This is a genomic window from Arthrobacter sp. Ms25 (genome assembly GCF_059090365.1).
In genome coordinates, this window is the sequence record NZ_JBNHFP010000002.1 from 124,960 (window position 1) to 139,605 (window position 14,646).

The window sequence follows — 14,646 nt, forward strand, 5'->3', positions numbered from 1 at the left end:
GCCGTTTCCCCTCCCGCACCAGCCGTCTACTCGCGGTCGGCGGGCCCTTCAGCGTCCGCGGCGTCGTCGGCCTTTTCCGGCGACGCCGGGACTGCGCCGGCGGCGTGCGTACCCTGGTCGTCGCGGATGTTGCCGGCCGAATGGGCGGCCTTTCCCGGTGTCCGCGGTCCGCCTGTAGGCCCGGGCTGCGGGGCGCTGGGGCCGAGCGGATCTTCGGCGTCGTTGGCCGGCCCGGTGGGTTCAGTAGTCACGGTGTCCTCTCGGTTAGCTGCGGGCGATCAGTGTGCCCAGCAGGCTGGTGTCCAGGGCCTCGATAAGCGCCCGGGGGTCTTCGTAGACTTCCTCCGCGCCGGCTTCGCGCAGTTCCGCTTCACTCGTGCCGCCGCAGGTGAGGCCAATGGTCGGAATGGACAGCTTCCCGGCTGCCGAGACGTCCCACACCGAGTCGCCCACGAAGACGGTGTTTTCCGCTTCCAGGCCGCCGGCTTCCAGGGCAGCTTCCAGGATGTCCGGTGAGGGCTTGCTGGCCTCGGCGTCCCCGGAACTGGTGGCGCCGGCGATCGCGGAGTCAGCGTCAATCACGGTGCGCAGGAATTTCAGTTCGGCCGCCGATGCGGAGGAAGCCAGGACCACGGTGAGGTCCTGGTCCGAGCAGGCCTTCAGGAGGTCTCCGGCACCGTCAAAGGAGCGCAGCGAGGGCCACCAGGTGGAGAAGATGGCCCCGTGGGTGGTGTCGAGCTGCTCATCCTCGTCCTTGTTGCGGTCCTCGCCCAGCAGATGCTCCACGAGCTTGTCACCGCCCATGCCGATGGCACGGTGAATGGCGGACATGGGGACATCGTGCTCCATCCGGCGGAAGGCCTGCCACCACGCGACGGCGTGCAGGTAGTTGGAGTCCACCAGGGTTCCGTCGACATCGAAAAGGACGCCGCGCTTGCCGTTGTTCGTGCTGCTCATGGGATGCCGCCTCAGTCGTGGTTGGTGCTTGGGTCTGGTTGGAAGTCTAGTGGGCGTGCGGGCTGAGGCGCCGCCGACGTCGTTGTCGCCGAACTGTCGCCGGGCGGACCCAGGAAGGTGCGCAGCTGTTCTTCGAGGATGCTGCGGTCCCGCAGCTCGCATTCCCAGACCACCAGGACATCCCACCCTTCGGCGCCCAGCCGCACCTGGGCTGCCGCATCCCGCTCGACGGTGCGGTTACGTTTCGCCGACCAGAATTCGCTGTTGGTCTTTGGCGCGTGCTGCCCGGCACGGCAGGAGTGGAAGTGCCAGAAACAGCCGTTGACGAAGAGGACTTTCCTGCGTCCGGCGAACACCAGGTCGGGCTTTCCCGGGAGCCGGGTGCTGCCGAACGAGCCGTGCAGGCGGAACCGGTACCCGGCCGCATGCAGGATGCGGCGGATCAGGAGTTCGGGCTTGGTGTCCTTGCCGCGTATGCGGGACATATTGCGGCTGCGCTGCTCCGGACTGACGGTATCGGCCATGGTTCCAGTCTAGGAACAGGTCACGATTGCATCTCGCGCTACCTAATTTTACGGAAGGGGATTCTCGGACTCATAAGGTGCCTTAGTATTAGAGGCACTGATAGGCCCCTTACAAGGAGGTAAGTGATGTCGGGCTACTTCAAGCTGGTAGACGCCCACGAAGGAAGCTACCGGATTAAGCTCATCGCCGGCGACGGAACGCTGATGGCGGTGTCCACGACTTTTGAGACCAAGCAGGAAGCGGCTGCCGGCATTGCCCAGCTGCGCGAGATTGCAGGAACAGGTCCCGTGGTCGACCAAAGCCACGATTCGGACGTGCTGAGCGAGGCCCGGAACTCGAGCCGCAAGGCGGCCGCCAGCTGACCGCGCGAGGCACACAGCACTACGCCAGCAGGCCTCCGGTTTCCCTGTGGAATCCGGAGGCCTGCTGGTTTTGCTGCGGTCAGCACCTAGGTGGCGTTGAATCCCGCCAGGGCCTGCTTAGCTCTGGTCCTCGCCGCCTTCGGCCGGCTCCTGCGCGTGTTCCTGCGGTTGGTTCTGCTCCCCGTTGGTATCGCCCTCGGACGGCTCCTGCGGATGCGTCCGGTTGGAGTCATTCTTCTCTGTGGCGCCCTGTTCGCTCATGCGGTTCTCCAATTCATTTCCGGCCGACGCCGGCATTCGCCGGCTCTCCAGGGAGCGGCCCTACACTCCAGTCTAGAAACCTCCGGCGAAGTCTTGAACCCCTTGCACCTGCACGCCGGTGCGGGTGCAGACACGCCCGGTCGGTGGCTGGTGGCCGGGACCGGCAGGCGCCGGTAGCCTGAGCCGAATGCAGCCAAAAGACGCAGACGTCATTGTTGTAGGAGCCGGGTTGGCCGGCCTGGTAGCCACCGCCGAACTGGTGGACGCCGGGCGTTCGGTGATCCTGGTGGAGCAGGAGGGACCCCAGAGTCTGGGTGGCCAGGCCTGGTGGTCCTTCGGCGGACTTTTCCTAGTGGATTCGCCTGAACAGCGCAGGCTGCGGGTGAAGGACTCCGTGGAGCTTGCCTGGCAGGACTGGCTGGGCACCGCAGGTTTTGACCGGGACGAGGATTTCTGGCCCCGCCGGTGGGCCGAGGCCTACGTGCACTTTGCTGCAGGGGAAAAACGCGCCTGGCTGCAGCAGCTGGGCCACCGGTTTTTCCCGGTGGTGGGCTGGGCGGAGCGCGGCGGGTACGGGGCCAACGGCCCGGGCAATTCCGTTCCGCGCTTCCATATCACCTGGGGTACCGGCCCCGGGATTACGGCGCCGTTTGAAGCCAAGGTGCGCGCCGGCGTCGAACAGGGACTGGTGCGGCTGGCCTTCCGCCACCGGCTCGATGACCTGGTCCTGACCGGCGGCGCGGTGACGGGAGTGCGCGGCAGTGTCCTGGAGCCGACGACGGCGCCGCGCGGCACTGCTTCCAGCCGCACCGCCGTGGGGGATTTCGAGTTCACTGCCTCTGCGGTGGTGCTCACTACCGGCGGCATCGGCGGGGACCACGATGCCGTCCGGGCTGCCTGGCCGCAGCGCATGGGATCTGCTCCCGTGGAGATGCTCAGCGGAGTGCCCGAATACGTGGACGGCCGTGGCATCCGCATTGCCCAAAATGCCGGCGGGCGGGTCATCAACCCGGACCGGATGTGGCATTACGTGGAAGGAATCCGGAACTGGGACCCGGTGTGGAAGAACCACGGGATCCGCATCCTGCCCGGTCCGTCCTCGCTGTGGCTGGACGCGGCAGGCAACCGGCTGCCCGTGCCGCTGTTCCCGGGCTTCGACACGCTGGGGACCCTGGAGCACCTGCGGCGCAGCGGGCAGGACTACAGCTGGTTTATCCTCAACAAGGCCATCATCCGCAAGGAATTTGCGCTGTCCGGTTCGGAGCAGAACCCGGACCTCACCGGGAAATCCCTCCGCGATGTCATGAAGCGTGCCACGGCGTCAGTTCCGGCCCCCGTGCAGGCGTTCCTGGACCATGGCGAAGATTTCATTACTGCTGATTCGATCGAGGAACTGGTTGCCGGCATGAACCGGCTGGCAAAGGGCTCCCGGGACGATGCCCCCGAATTGTCGGCCGAGGCGGTCCGGTACGAGCTGGAGTCCCGGGACCGCGAAATCCGCAACCCGTTCACCAAGGACTCGCAGGTCACTGCCATCCGCGGGGCGCGCACTTATCTGGGGGACAGGCTGATCCGCACCGCCGCCCCACACCCCATCCTGGATCCCCAGGCAGGACCCCTGATCGCGGTCCGCCTGTCCGTGCTGACCCGCAAGACCCTCGGCGGACTCGAGACCGACCTGGATTCCCGGGTCCTCGCCGACGACGGTGCTCCGGTCCCCGGCCTGTTCGCGGCCGGGGAGGCCGCGGGCTTCGGCGGCGGCGGAATGCACGGCTACCGGTCCCTGGAAGGAACGTTCCTGGGCGGCTGCCTGTTCAGCGGCCGGGCTGCCGGCCGGGCAGCGGCCGGTTAAAGCGGCGGGTCTGCAAAGACCGCTGGCCGGGACACGGCCCCGGCCAGCGGAGATCACGTTGTCTGACGCTAGCCGGCGTATCCCAGGGACTTTGCCTGGCGGTACTGCTTCATCTGATCGAAATAGGCGGTGGCCGGCTTGGTGAAGAACAGCACCACGGCTCCAACGATCAGAAGGATACTCAGGAGGTTGAAGATGCCCTCAAGTGAGCCGTTGATGCCTATCAGGCCAAACAAGGAAATACCGGCGAACACTGCGATAACGATCCTTGCCCAGTTGTGGCCCTTGCGTGCAAAAACGGCGAACAGGACGCTCACCGCGATGCTGATGACGCCAATGACGAGGGCGGTGACAATTCCGATGGTTATGGCGGTATCCACCTCGGCGGAGCTGAGACCGCTGGTTCCAGCCAGTTCGGTGCGGCTCTCATCCGACGTTAATTGGACAATGCCCAGAATTCCACCCACGAGGCTGAGAACAGCTGAGGCGATCAGCATCCAGAAGCCGCGCTCCACGGCTGCCGGCCGCGGCGGCGCTGCCGGCGGGGGCGTGGGCTGCCCGCTTCTATAGGCGTTGTAGTTGTAGTTCGGCGGCATGCTCATGTTTTCCCCTTTAAGAGTTGTTTTCTCGCGAACAATGAATGACAAAGGCCGTCCCGGCCAGCCTAGCCAGTAATGGCACCCGCGGGCTCCCCACTGCGGGGGAGAAAACCATGGTTTTCCCGGTGTGGAGAGCGCCGCCCCGCCGCGGGATCCGCCAAACGGATGACCCGGGGCGCACCGGGGGCTTCGCTCCTCCAAAGCAGCCGGAATAAGGCCGCACCGGCCGCTGTTGGAACCAGCATGCAAACGCATGAAAAGGAGGACAGCGTGGCGGATCGTAGGATTGTTGTGGTTTCGGGCGGACTGGGTGTCCCGTCGTCGTCGCGGATGCTTGCCGATGCCCTGGCCTCGGCAGCCAAGGCTGAGATTGAGGGACTGGGGCGAAGCACCGATGTCACGACCTTCGAACTGCGCGAATACGCCGTCGATATCGCCAACAACATGGTGACGGGCTACGCGGCCCCGCGGTTGGAAGCGGCCATCAACGAAGTTGTTGCGGCCGATGCGCTCGTTGCGGTAACGCCCGTCTTCACCGCATCGATGAGCGGGCTGTTCAAGTCCTTCTTCGACGTCATCGACAACACCGCCTTGGACGGCAAGCCGGTACTGCTCGGTGCCACCGGCGGCAGCGCACGGCACTCGATGGTCCTGGACTACTCCCTCCGCCCCATGTTCAGCTACCTCCGGGCACGGATTGCGCCGACCGCCGTGTACGCCGCACCGGGGGACTGGGGCACCGGTGAGACGGGTACCGGATCGCTGGACCAGAGGGTCCGCCGCGCCGCAGGTGAACTGGTGGCGCTGCTGGGCGATGCCCCCGCACCTGCGCGCCGGGATCCTGCGCAGTCGCTGCCCTTCGAAGAGCTCCTCGCCCAGACCCAGCGCCAGTAGGGCGGTCCGGGGTCAAATCCCTAGGTGTCGACGCGGGGACCGGAGGCGACGTCGCCGTCCCAGCCCAGATTGGTGGCCATCCGCTGCAGGACCGTCAGGAGGGCCGCGTATTCCTCTTCGGTGACGTTGTCCGTCATCAACTGCCGGATCCGGTCCACCGCACCCCGCAGGTTTTCCAGGCTTCGGCTGCCGAGATCGGTGAGGTGGTACTGGCCGTCTTCGAGCAGCACCCACCCGGATTCGCGCAGCTCTTCAATGAGTTCCGCGGACGTCCCTGTCTCCACCGCCGGGAAGAAGGGGCGCAGCCCGTCCGACAGCTCTTTCTGCGAGGCGGGGCCTTCCACCAGCAGGTTCATCATCTGCCACTGCCGACGGGTGACGCCGTGTTCTTCGAAGCTGGCGCCAAACTGGTCATCGACCAACTGGTCCACGAGCTTGAGCCAGAATCCGATGGGACGCTCCTGATTCACCATCACTCCACTGTACAAATCAATCACCCGGCAGGGAATGGCAGCGGCACAGCGTACCGGGCCGGGCCCGGGCGCTGTCCCTCAGTCGAAGCGGGCTTGGGTCCCGCACCGGGGGCACGGAGCCGAGCGGGCCAGGTCCAGGCATACCGCGCAGACGGGAAGGTTGCCCGTGTCGTCCTGCAGCGGACGGTTGGGCATCTGCTTGCCGCAGTAGGGAACCGGGCGGCGGGCACGGCTGCGGGCCCGCCGCTTGCAGGGGGTGCAGAAAACGTGCACCAGATCGTCTTCGTCCTTCGGGCGGGTCTCAACCGGCCGGACCAGCGTTGAATCCTGGACGCTCATTGCCTTTCCTTGGTATGCATGTGGCTCGGCCCGCAGCCGTCCGACGGCGGAAGCGGGCCCTGCTTCCAAGGTAGCGTTTTCTACGCACCGTAGAATTCGACGGCCGCCGCTGACGGGGCGGAATGAAGCGGGCGTCCGGCGGTGCGCCGTGCCCGAATTCACTTTCCGGTGCCGGCGTCCGCCGCTACTGGAGCAACCCGCGGATGTCGTCGGCCGTGAGTGCCGAGCTGAAGACGGCGTCGTCGTCCATGACGGAGGTGAACAGCTTCGCTTTCTGCTCCTTGAGCGCCATGACCTTTTCCTCGATGGTGTCCCGGGCGACCATGCGGTAAACCATCACGTTGTTCTTCTGGCCGATCCGGTGCGTGCGGTCCACGGCCTGGGATTCGGCTGCGGGATTCCACCAGGGATCGAGCAGGAACACGTAGTCCGCCTCGGTCAGGTTCAGGCCGAAGCCGCCGGCCTTGAGGCTGATCAGGAACACGGGCACTTCGCCGTCCTTGAAGGAGGCGATCACCTCGGCCCGGTTGCGGGTGGACCCGTCGAGGTAGGCGTACTTGATGCCCTGTTCATCCAGCCGCTCGGCCGCCTTTTTCAGGAAGGAGGTGAACTGGCTGAAGATCAGGGCACGGTGGCCTTCGGCGGTAATGTCTTCGAGCTGGTCGAAGAGGACATCCAGCTTGGCCGACGGTACGCCGTCGTACTCCTCCGCCTCGACGAGTGACGCGTCCAGGCTGAGCATGCGCAGCAGGGTCAGGGAGCGGAACACGATCATGCGGTTCCGGTCCATGTCCTGGATCAGGCCCATGAGTTTCTGCCGCTCGCGCTGCAGATGTGTCTCATAAATCTTGCGGTGCTTCGGATGCAGCTCCACTTCCAGAACCTGCTCCTGCTTCTCCGGCAGGTCCTTGGCCACGGCCTCCTTGGTGCGGCGCATCAGCAGCGGACGGATCCGGCGGCGCAGCCGTGCCAGCAGGTCCGGGCTGTCACCGCGTTCAATGGGCCGCTGGTATTCGTCGGCGAACTTCCGGGCTGAGGGGAACAGGCCGGGCGCCACAATGGCGAACAGCCCCCACAGCTCCATCAGGTTGTTTTCCATCGGGGTACCCGTGATGGCCAGTTTGAACGGGGCAGGCAGGTCCCGGGCGCACTGGTGGACCCGGGTCACCCGGTTCTTGACGAACTGCGCCTCATCCAGGATCAGCCCGTCCCAGTCCAGCTTCCGGTAGGAGGCGAAGTCCAGTCGGAACACGGCATAGGAGGTGAGGACGACGTCGGCTCCCGCCACCACTTCGGCCAGCGGTATGCGGGACTTGCCGGTGGTGTCGGAGACGGAAACCACCTTCAGACCGGGGGTAAAGCGGGCGGCTTCCGATGCCCAGTTGGGGACCACGGAGGTGGGGGCCACCACGAGGAACGGCCGGCGGGCAGGTTCTGCGGCGGCGGTTCCATCCTGCGCCTGCCGTTCGCGGGCATGGGCCAGCAGGGCCAGGGTCTGCAGGGTCTTGCCCAGTCCCATGTCGTCGGCCAGGATGCCGCCGAGGCCGTGGTCCCAGAGGAAGGCCAGCCAATTGAAGCCTTCATGCTGGTACGGCCGCAGGTGAGCGTGGAGCCCGGCCGGCAGCGGCACCGGGTCCACCGATTCCAGGTCCAGCAGGGCGGAAACGGACTCGCGCCAGGCGACCGCTTCCTCAGTTTCTTCCGCGAGTTCCTCCAGTTCGGACCACAGCCCGGCCTGGTAGCGGCTGATGGACAGTTCTCCGGTGTCCCATTCCTGCAGGCCCTGCGCCTCATTGATCAGGGCATGCAGGTGTTCGAACTCCGGACGGTCGAGGGACAGGTAGGTGCGGTCCACGAGCATGAGCTTGGTTTTGCCCTGCGCGATGGCCTTGAAGATATCCGCGAACGGAACCAGCCGGCCCTCCACTGTGACCATCACTGCGAGGTCGAACCAGTCACGGCGTTCGGTTTCCACGGTGGTGATCTTCAGCTTCGGTGCCTCGAGCAACTCCCGGTAATCGGGCCGGGTTCCGGAAATCTCCACCTGCACTCCGTCGAGCTTCTCCAGCTCCGGCAGGACATGCTCGGTGAACTCCGCTGCCGCTATCTCGCGCAGGGTTCGGTTGCGGGGGACGGCGTGCAGTGTTTTTCCCACGGCGGCCAGGAGTTCCGCCTCGGCGGGGATGTCGCGGTAGGAGGTGTCGCCGTCGTCCGCTGCCCCTGCGTTCTGCGGGGTGCGGGTGAGCGGCAGCCGGGTGGAGGAGCTGCCGTGCCGATACAGCCACTCCCAGGTCAGGGTCAGGGAGTCTTCGGTGCCGAAGGCGGCAGTCAGGACCAGGACGGGCGGCTCGATCTCGGGGAACTCCACGGAATCATCACTGCTGGTGACCGGCAGGACCTGCCGCAGCCGCGGATAGAACTTTTCGAGGAAGACGGGGGCATCGGCCTTCGGCACTACAACCGGGGCGCCCTGGAGCAGCAGGCCCTTGTCCTGTTCCGTCAGGGTCTTGACGGTAGGCGCCAGCGTGATGGTGTTCTGCGGCGACCGGAGGTAGATGCCGTGGCTGCCGATGATCCCGGCGTCATCCAGCGGTACGGGTGAGCCGTCCACTTCGAGTGTGGGCAGCAGCTGCAGCGGCGCCGGAGTGTCCCCGCCGGCGGCCCGGACGTCGAGGGACAGGGTGGCGAGTTTCCCCACCCGGACATTGACGTCCTTCTTGGTGCCGACAAAGGGGATGCCCAGGCGCACCGCTTCGTCCAGCAGCTGCCAGAGCAGGGGATTGGCAAAGTCGTCCAGGTACAGCCAGGAATCGTTCTGCCCGAAGTAGCTCACGCCGTTGGAACGGTGCAGGGCCGGGAACTGGGAGAACCAGCGGTGCTGGTCCGGATCCAGCCGCAGCCCGTAGGTCTGGTAACTGATGTTGCTCCACGCCAGGTTGTTCTTCACCCAGTTGCCCTTGGTGTTGCGGACCACCGGACGCACCCCCAGACGGAAGGGTGTGGCCCGGTGCCGGCTGCGGGGGGCCGGGGCGGCACCCCACCGGGGCGCCGCTGCGGCGACAACATTACGCAGTTCGAACTGCAAGGCCAGGGGGGTGGTTTCAACGGGCTTGGTGCCCTCTGCCACGTCCGCATCGATCAGGGTCTGCAACGACTGCTGCCATGCCGGCACGGACGGCCGAGCGGCCGGGGCGGAGAGCTCCTGGCGGGAGATCAGATGCTCGGTGTTGCTCTGCAGGGCGGCAGCGGCAACATGCTTGCAGTCGAAACCCAGCGGGCAGCTGCAGTGGTTGTCCAGCAGGCGGTAGTCGCCCTGGCGCTTGGCGCCGAGCTGGAGCATGGTCCGGTAGGGAACGGCCGCACTGCCGCGCACCTGCGCACGCAGCACCTCGCCCTGCGGATCCCACTCCAGGGCTTCCACGGCGCCGGCCTTGGCATAGGTCTGGCCCCGCTGGAACGCCGATCCGCCGACCACGCGGATGACGTCGGTAACGTCTACGAGCGGAGCGGTTTCGAGCATGTTTTTATCGTCTCACGCAGTACTGACGGTTTCCGCCGCCGTGTTCACCGAAGCGGATTTGGCGGCGGGCCGGGAGTCGTGCCTAGGATAGTCGGTAACGCGGATCACAACGGCGTGGTCTGCGTGTTAATTCTTGCCGGGATACCTCCCGGCTGCATGGGGGACAAAAGAATATGAAGACTCGGACCATCTATGCGGCGCTGCTTGCAGCCGTGGCACTCTCGGCGTCGGCCTGCAGTGCCGCCCCGAATGCTGAACCGTCCCGTGGGGCCACATCGGCACCAGCAGTGACGCAGACTCCCGCCCCGCCGGAAACCGGCCCCGTGTCCGTAGTCTTCGGCACTGCCGATACGGCTCTAGGCGGGGACCGGATGACGATGCCCGGGTTGGCCAATGCGCAGCAGTGTGCCCTGGCCGCCAACCTCCGGACGCTTTGTTTCACGCAGGGAAACGAAGGGCCCGAATCCCTCGCCTTCGGTGGAATCTTCGGCTTCGACCAGTACCGTGATTCGCCGTCCCTGGAATTTAATCCCCCTGCTCCGCTTGCCGGACTGCCTGCGGACGCCCGGATCACCTCGGTGGAACCGACGGACCGTGGCTTCCTGGTTGCCTATAAGCAGGGCGTCGACGACGAGTCTGTCCTGCATGCCGACTTCGAAGGAACCACCCTCTGGACCCAGCCGGTCGAGGGGCTGCAGGACATGGCCGTGGCGGAATCCGCCCTGCTGCTTTCCGTGGAGGCCGGGGTCCAGGCGCTGGACCCCGCCACCGGCGAGGCAGCGCCTGCGGCAGATGCCGGGACTCCGCTGCTCGGCTACAGCCATCCGCTTTCCTGGTACTCGACCTATGCTCCGCAGGCCCGCGGCCTGGCCGATGCCGACGGGGGAGACCTCGTAGATCCCCGTCCTGTCGCCGAATCCCTGCTCAACGGCTGCCTGACGGGCGAGTGCCTGACGCCCCGGGTCCTGCACACGGACGCGAGCCGCGCACTCCTGCTGGTCACGGCCCCGGACGGCACCGGGGAAGTCCGGGCCTACGACGCCGACGGCGGCCTCGAGTGGACGGTGCCCGGCACACCGACCAGCGCCGCGGCGTACCGCGGGACCTACGTTTTCGGTTTTGAAGTCGAAGCTGCCACCGCCGGTGAGCTACTGGCCGTACATGCCGAAACCGGCCGGGAGCTGGGACGGGGTGCGCTCGCCGGGTACGGCGCCCAGGTGCTGGGCGCCGTGGACCAGGGTCTGTTGGTGCACTTCGGTATGGATCCGGTGGGTGCCTATGACAGCAAGTTTGCGGTGCTCCCGGTGGAGGTCACCGAGGGGCCGTTGCCGCCGTCGTCCACCGCCTCCGCGTCAGCCGATCCGGCGCCGTCGTCCGCTACTGCTCCCGAGGCCGTGGGAGAAGGCGTGCCGGCGGGCTGGACACGGTACACCGCCGAGCAGGACCCGTTCAGCCTTGACCTGCCGGAGGGGTGGAGCGTGGCGTACACCGCGGGTGACGGCCAGCTGATGGGTGGACGCTATGACATTAAGGATGCCTCAGGAAAGGATGCGGCGAGCCTCATGACCCACATGTCCGGCCTGGGCGGCGCGTGCATGGGCGGCGGAGAGTGGCCGGTGGCCGAGGACCGTACTGCCCTGCCCTACCAGAACCGGGTGTCGAAACGGATTGGAGCGGAACCGGTCCATCTGGAAGCCGTGCCGGCCGAAACCGGCGCGTGGACCTTGGTGGTGACGGACCTGCTGGGCCATCCCGATATCTGCCCCACCCACAAGCTGGCCGAGCTGCCCGGCCTGGGCACCACGTCCTTCAGCGGCACACTTGCTCCGGAGGAAGCCGGCACCGCCAAAGAGTGGCAGCTGCGCGCCATGATGCTTTCACTGCGCCCCTAGCCGCCGCGTCCGCGACACAGAAAAAAGCAGACGCACTGCTGTGCTACCTTGTGGAAGATAAATCTGATTTATTGTCCGCCAGGTCACACGAATCAGAAGTGATGATGCTCTGAGGGAGTGTAGCCATGCCGCTGTCCAGTATTCCGCCGCTGATCGTCATGGGCGTGCAAGGCAGCGGTAAGTCCACGTCCGGCCGCGCCATTGCCGATGCCCTCGGTCTGCCGTTTATTGACGGGGATGACCTGCATCCAGCGGCCAACAGGGCAAAGATGGCCTCGGGCCATCCCCTCGACGATGCGGACCGGGAGCCCTGGCTCCGGGCCATCGGAACCGCCCTGGCCGACGGACTCGCCCGCGGCGAATCCACCGTCATCGCCTGTTCGGCACTGAAACGCCGGTACCGCGACCTCATCCGCTCCTTTGCGCCGGAAACCCGGTTTGTGCACCTGACCGGGGAACGCACGCTCATTGCCGAACGGCTTTCGCGCCGGAACCACGAATACATGCCCGCTGCACTGCTCGAATCCCAGTTCGAAACCCTGGAACCGCTCGGACCCGACGAAGCCGGTATCCCGGTGGACATCTCCCTTCCGCCGGCTGACATCGCCGCGGCCGTCACTGCCGCCCTCACCACCAGCGGACACTGACGTCCGCCCCCACCCCAGATAGGACGAAAATGACCGACCTAGAACTCAACTGGACGTTGAGTACTCCCGGCCTGCTCGCCGTCGCCGTCGCAGCCATCGCGCTGCTTCTGGTGATGATCATGAAATTCCGGATCCACGCGTTCCTGGCACTGATCACGGTCAGCCTGCTGACCGCCGTGGCCACCGGCATTGCCGCCGCGGACCTGGTGCCCACGCTGCTGAGCGGTTTCGGCACCACCCTGGGCAGCGTGGCGCTCCTCGTTGGCCTCGGTGCGATGCTGGGACGGATGCTCGAAGTCTCCGGCGGTGCGGAGGTCCTGACCAACGCGCTGATCACCAAGTTCGGGCAGAAGCGGGCCTCGCTGGCGCTGTCCGTCGCCTCGCTGATGTTCGGGTTCCCGATCTTCTTCGACGCCGGCCTGGTGGTGATGCTGCCGATCATCTTCACCGTGGCACGGCGCATGGGCGGTTCACTGCTGACCTACGCCTTCCCGGCGGCCGCGGCGTTCTCCGTCATGCACGTCTTTGTCCCGCCGCACCCCGGACCCGTCGCCGCCACCGGCCTGCTCGGTGCCGACATCGGCCTGGTCCTGATCTTCGGCCTGCTTGTTGCCATCCCCACCTGGTACCTCGCCGGTTACCTCTTCGGCACCTTCCTGGGCCGCAAATTCGACATCCCGGTGCCCTCCATCCTGGACGCACCGAAGGGCTCCGCGGAGTCCGAATTCCGCTCCGCCCCGAAGCTGGGCACCATCGTGCTCCTGCTGCTGCTCCCGTTTATCCTGATCTTCCTCAATACGGGACTGAACATGCTGGCCACCGCGGAGGTCGTCTCCCTGGACAGCGGGTGGGTGCAGGTCCTGCGCAGCCTGGGCGAGACCCCGGTTGCCCTGCTGATCACCGTCTTCCTGGCCATGTGGCTGCTGGGCAGCCGGGAGGGCAAGAGCGGTTCGCTCATTGAAACAGTGGTGGACAGTGCACTGGGCCCGGTCTGCTCCATCATCCTGATCACCGGCGCCGGCGGCATGTTCGGCGGTGTGCTGCGTGCCAGCGGCATCGGCAACGCGATTGCCGAATCGCTGGACGCGGTGGGCCTCCCGGTGATCGTGGCCGGCTTCCTTATCGCAGCCATTGTGCGCATGGCGCAGGGCTCTGCAACGGTCGCCCTGACTACTGCTGCGGCGCTGGTCCAGCCGGTGGTCCTGGACAACCCGGACTTCAACGGCGTCCAGGTGGTGGCCATTGTGCTGGCACTGGCCGGCGGCTCGGTCTTTGCCGGTCACGTCAATGACTCAGGTTTCTGGCTGGTGAGCCGTTTCTTCCAGATGGACACTAAGACCACCCTCAAGACCTGGACCGTCGGCCAGGCGCTGATCGGCGTGATCGGGTTCGTCTTCGCGCTGGTCATCTATCTGGTCGCGTCTGGGTTCTAGAGCATCCAGGTTGCCGGCCAGGCGGAGAAGTTCCCCGCCCAGCATCCGGGCGTGCTCGGCGACCGCGTGGACGTCGGCGCCCTCATCGGGCCGGACGACCGGCAGCCCGACGGCGGACCGCACCGGTGCGGCGCTGTCCGCCGTCCGGTCCGGCTCCACATTGATGTCGAACACCACGTGGTCCGGATGATGCCAGGTGGAAAAGACTTCGACGGCATGCCCTTCGGCATCGTAACTGGTCCCCTCCAATAAGAGGACGGGTGAGGAAGGCTTCAACCCGAGCAGCGAGGTGAGGTCCCGGTCACCTGGAACGGCGCGGATCTGGCGTTTGCCGGAAATGATCTCAACACCGTACGTGCTGGCCATCACTGCGTGCAGCGAGGCGTTCCTCAGCTCTGCGGCCGTGAGGGAAGTGAACTGCGGCAGCGGGAGCCAGGTGTGGATGACTGCTATGGGTACCCCGTCAGCCGTCCGGAGCCGCTGGATGGACAGGACCTGCCGGGTCCCCAGTACCGACGTTGCCGCATCCGACTCCTGCACGGTCAGGGCAAGCACTTCCGTGCCCACGGCTGCCCCGGTGCCGGCCACCTGGGTGGAAAGACCCGAGGTCTGATGTACCAGGCGATGGTGTTCCCTGCGGGGGGCAACGGTACTGCCGCGGCCGCGGCCCCGGAGGATAAGGCCGTCCGCTTCCAGGGCGCCAAGGGCCTGGCGGACCACCGAACGGGAGACACCGAAGCGCTCCTGCAACTGCGCCTCACTGGGAAGGGAAGTTCCCGGGGGCAGCGAGTGGTTTAGGATTTGTGCCCGCAGGTGCTCACGCAGCTGCAGGTGGAGCGGCTCGCTGCCGCCGAGCGGGCGTCCCGGGTCGTCAGATGTATGCATCACAGCA

Annotated in this window: 14 protein-coding genes and 1 pseudogene; 6 read left to right on the forward strand and 9 right to left on the reverse strand. The window is 66.2% G+C overall.

All coding sequences use genetic code 11. The features are described 5' to 3' along the window. Window positions 1-26: 26 nt before the first annotated feature. The 3 genes from AC5RT8_RS05230 to AC5RT8_RS05240 are packed head-to-tail and all read right to left on the reverse strand — an operon-like array spanning window position 27 to window position 1,481. Window positions 27-251 (reverse strand): hypothetical protein, encoded by a 225-nt coding sequence (locus AC5RT8_RS05230; RefSeq protein ID WP_494094652.1) that lies wholly within the window; start codon window positions 249-251, stop codon window positions 27-29. Window positions 252-264: 13 nt separating this feature from the next. Further along, complete coding sequence (locus tag AC5RT8_RS05235) at window positions 265-957, reverse strand: HAD family hydrolase (RefSeq protein WP_494094653.1); 693 nt, start codon at window positions 955-957, stop codon at window positions 265-267. Between the two features lie 11 nt (window positions 958-968). Continuing rightward, entirely contained in the window at window positions 969-1,481 is a 513-nt protein-coding gene (locus tag AC5RT8_RS05240; protein WP_494094654.1) for a very short patch repair endonuclease, read from the reverse strand. Between the two features lie 126 nt (window positions 1,482-1,607). Here AC5RT8_RS05240 and AC5RT8_RS05245 point away from each other — a divergent pair, with 126 nt between their 5' ends. Next, a complete protein-coding gene (locus tag AC5RT8_RS05245; RefSeq protein WP_494094655.1) occupies window positions 1,608-1,844 on the forward strand; it encodes a YegP family protein in 237 nt (78 codons plus the stop codon). Window positions 1,845-1,961: 117 nt separating this feature from the next. On the opposite strand, the gene AC5RT8_RS05250 is transcribed toward AC5RT8_RS05245, so the two are convergent. Then, entirely contained in the window at window positions 1,962-2,105 is a 144-nt protein-coding gene (locus AC5RT8_RS05250) for a hypothetical protein (RefSeq protein WP_494094656.1), read from the reverse strand. Between the two features lie 187 nt (window positions 2,106-2,292). Between AC5RT8_RS05250 and AC5RT8_RS05255 the strand changes: the two genes are divergently transcribed. Next, window positions 2,293-3,957, forward strand: coding sequence for an FAD-binding dehydrogenase (locus tag AC5RT8_RS05255; protein WP_494094657.1), 1,665 nt, complete (start codon window positions 2,293-2,295; stop codon window positions 3,955-3,957). Between the two features lie 68 nt (window positions 3,958-4,025). Here AC5RT8_RS05255 and AC5RT8_RS05260 read toward each other — a convergent pair whose 3' ends face one another. Next, window positions 4,026-4,559 (reverse strand): hypothetical protein, encoded by a 534-nt coding sequence (locus AC5RT8_RS05260; RefSeq protein ID WP_494094658.1) that lies wholly within the window; start codon window positions 4,557-4,559, stop codon window positions 4,026-4,028. 240 nt (window positions 4,560-4,799) lie between these two features. Between AC5RT8_RS05260 and AC5RT8_RS05265 the strand changes: the two genes are divergently transcribed. Next, window positions 4,800-5,450, forward strand: a complete 651-nt coding sequence (locus tag AC5RT8_RS05265) for a CE1759 family FMN reductase (protein ID WP_494094659.1) — start codon at window positions 4,800-4,802, stop codon at window positions 5,448-5,450. Window positions 5,451-5,470: 20 nt separating this feature from the next. On the opposite strand, the gene AC5RT8_RS05270 is transcribed toward AC5RT8_RS05265, so the two are convergent. From AC5RT8_RS05270 to AC5RT8_RS05280, 3 genes are all read right to left on the reverse strand, one after another. Then, window positions 5,471-5,923 carry a MarR family winged helix-turn-helix transcriptional regulator gene (locus tag AC5RT8_RS05270; RefSeq protein ID WP_494094660.1) on the reverse strand — a complete coding sequence of 151 codons (453 nt, stop codon included), beginning with the start codon at window positions 5,921-5,923 and terminating at the stop codon, window positions 5,471-5,473. A 78-nt stretch (window positions 5,924-6,001) separates the two neighbouring features. Continuing rightward, a complete protein-coding gene (locus AC5RT8_RS05275; protein WP_494094661.1) occupies window positions 6,002-6,262 on the reverse strand; it encodes a hypothetical protein in 261 nt (86 codons plus the stop codon). A 184-nt stretch (window positions 6,263-6,446) separates the two neighbouring features. Then, entirely contained in the window at window positions 6,447-9,782 is a 3,336-nt protein-coding gene (locus AC5RT8_RS05280) for a DEAD/DEAH box helicase (RefSeq protein ID WP_494094662.1), read from the reverse strand. A gap of 173 nt (window positions 9,783-9,955) precedes the next feature. Between AC5RT8_RS05280 and AC5RT8_RS05285 the strand changes: the two genes are divergently transcribed. The 3 genes from AC5RT8_RS05285 (at window position 9,956) to AC5RT8_RS05295 (ending at window position 13,754) form a co-directional block, all read left to right on the forward strand. After that, window positions 9,956-11,674, forward strand: a complete 1,719-nt coding sequence (locus AC5RT8_RS05285) for a hypothetical protein (protein ID WP_494094663.1) — start codon at window positions 9,956-9,958, stop codon at window positions 11,672-11,674. Window positions 11,675-11,799: 125 nt separating this feature from the next. Further along, window positions 11,800-12,321, forward strand: coding sequence for a gluconokinase (locus AC5RT8_RS05290; RefSeq protein WP_494094664.1), 522 nt, complete (start codon window positions 11,800-11,802; stop codon window positions 12,319-12,321). A gap of 29 nt (window positions 12,322-12,350) precedes the next feature. Further along, window positions 12,351-13,754, forward strand: coding sequence for a GntP family permease (locus AC5RT8_RS05295; protein WP_494094665.1), 1,404 nt, complete (start codon window positions 12,351-12,353; stop codon window positions 13,752-13,754). 189 nt (window positions 13,755-13,943) lie between these two features. On the opposite strand, the pseudogene AC5RT8_RS05300 reads toward AC5RT8_RS05295, so the two are convergent. Beyond that, window positions 13,944-14,639: pseudogene (locus AC5RT8_RS05300) on the reverse strand (GntR family transcriptional regulator); the annotation flags it as partial. Window positions 14,640-14,646: the final 7 nt, after the last annotated feature.

What these genes read in the sequence shown, in the direction of transcription:
- AC5RT8_RS05235 (WP_494094653.1), bottom strand. Translation starts at nt 957, where the DNA reads ATGAGCAGCACGAACAACGGCAAGCGCGGCGTCCTTTTCGATGTCGAC.
- AC5RT8_RS05240 (WP_494094654.1), bottom strand. Translation starts at nt 1,481, where the DNA reads ATGGCCGATACCGTCAGTCCGGAGCAGCGCAGCCGCAATATGTCCCGC.
- AC5RT8_RS05245 (WP_494094655.1), top strand. Translation starts at nt 1,608, where the DNA reads ATGTCGGGCTACTTCAAGCTGGTAGACGCCCACGAAGGAAGCTACCGG.
- AC5RT8_RS05250 (WP_494094656.1), bottom strand. Translation starts at nt 2,105, where the DNA reads ATGAGCGAACAGGGCGCCACAGAGAAGAATGACTCCAACCGGACGCAT.
- AC5RT8_RS05255 (WP_494094657.1), top strand. Translation starts at nt 2,293, where the DNA reads ATGCAGCCAAAAGACGCAGACGTCATTGTTGTAGGAGCCGGGTTGGCC.
- AC5RT8_RS05260 (WP_494094658.1), bottom strand. Translation starts at nt 4,559, where the DNA reads ATGAGCATGCCGCCGAACTACAACTACAACGCCTATAGAAGCGGGCAG.
- AC5RT8_RS05265 (WP_494094659.1), top strand. Translation starts at nt 4,800, where the DNA reads ATGCAAACGCATGAAAAGGAGGACAGCGTGGCGGATCGTAGGATTGTT.
- AC5RT8_RS05270 (WP_494094660.1), bottom strand. Translation starts at nt 5,923, where the DNA reads ATGGTGAATCAGGAGCGTCCCATCGGATTCTGGCTCAAGCTCGTGGAC.
- AC5RT8_RS05275 (WP_494094661.1), bottom strand. Translation starts at nt 6,262, where the DNA reads ATGAGCGTCCAGGATTCAACGCTGGTCCGGCCGGTTGAGACCCGCCCG.
- AC5RT8_RS05280 (WP_494094662.1), bottom strand. Translation starts at nt 9,782, where the DNA reads ATGCTCGAAACCGCTCCGCTCGTAGACGTTACCGACGTCATCCGCGTG.
- AC5RT8_RS05285 (WP_494094663.1), top strand. Translation starts at nt 9,956, where the DNA reads ATGAAGACTCGGACCATCTATGCGGCGCTGCTTGCAGCCGTGGCACTC.
- AC5RT8_RS05290 (WP_494094664.1), top strand. Translation starts at nt 11,800, where the DNA reads ATGCCGCTGTCCAGTATTCCGCCGCTGATCGTCATGGGCGTGCAAGGC.
- AC5RT8_RS05295 (WP_494094665.1), top strand. Translation starts at nt 12,351, where the DNA reads ATGACCGACCTAGAACTCAACTGGACGTTGAGTACTCCCGGCCTGCTC.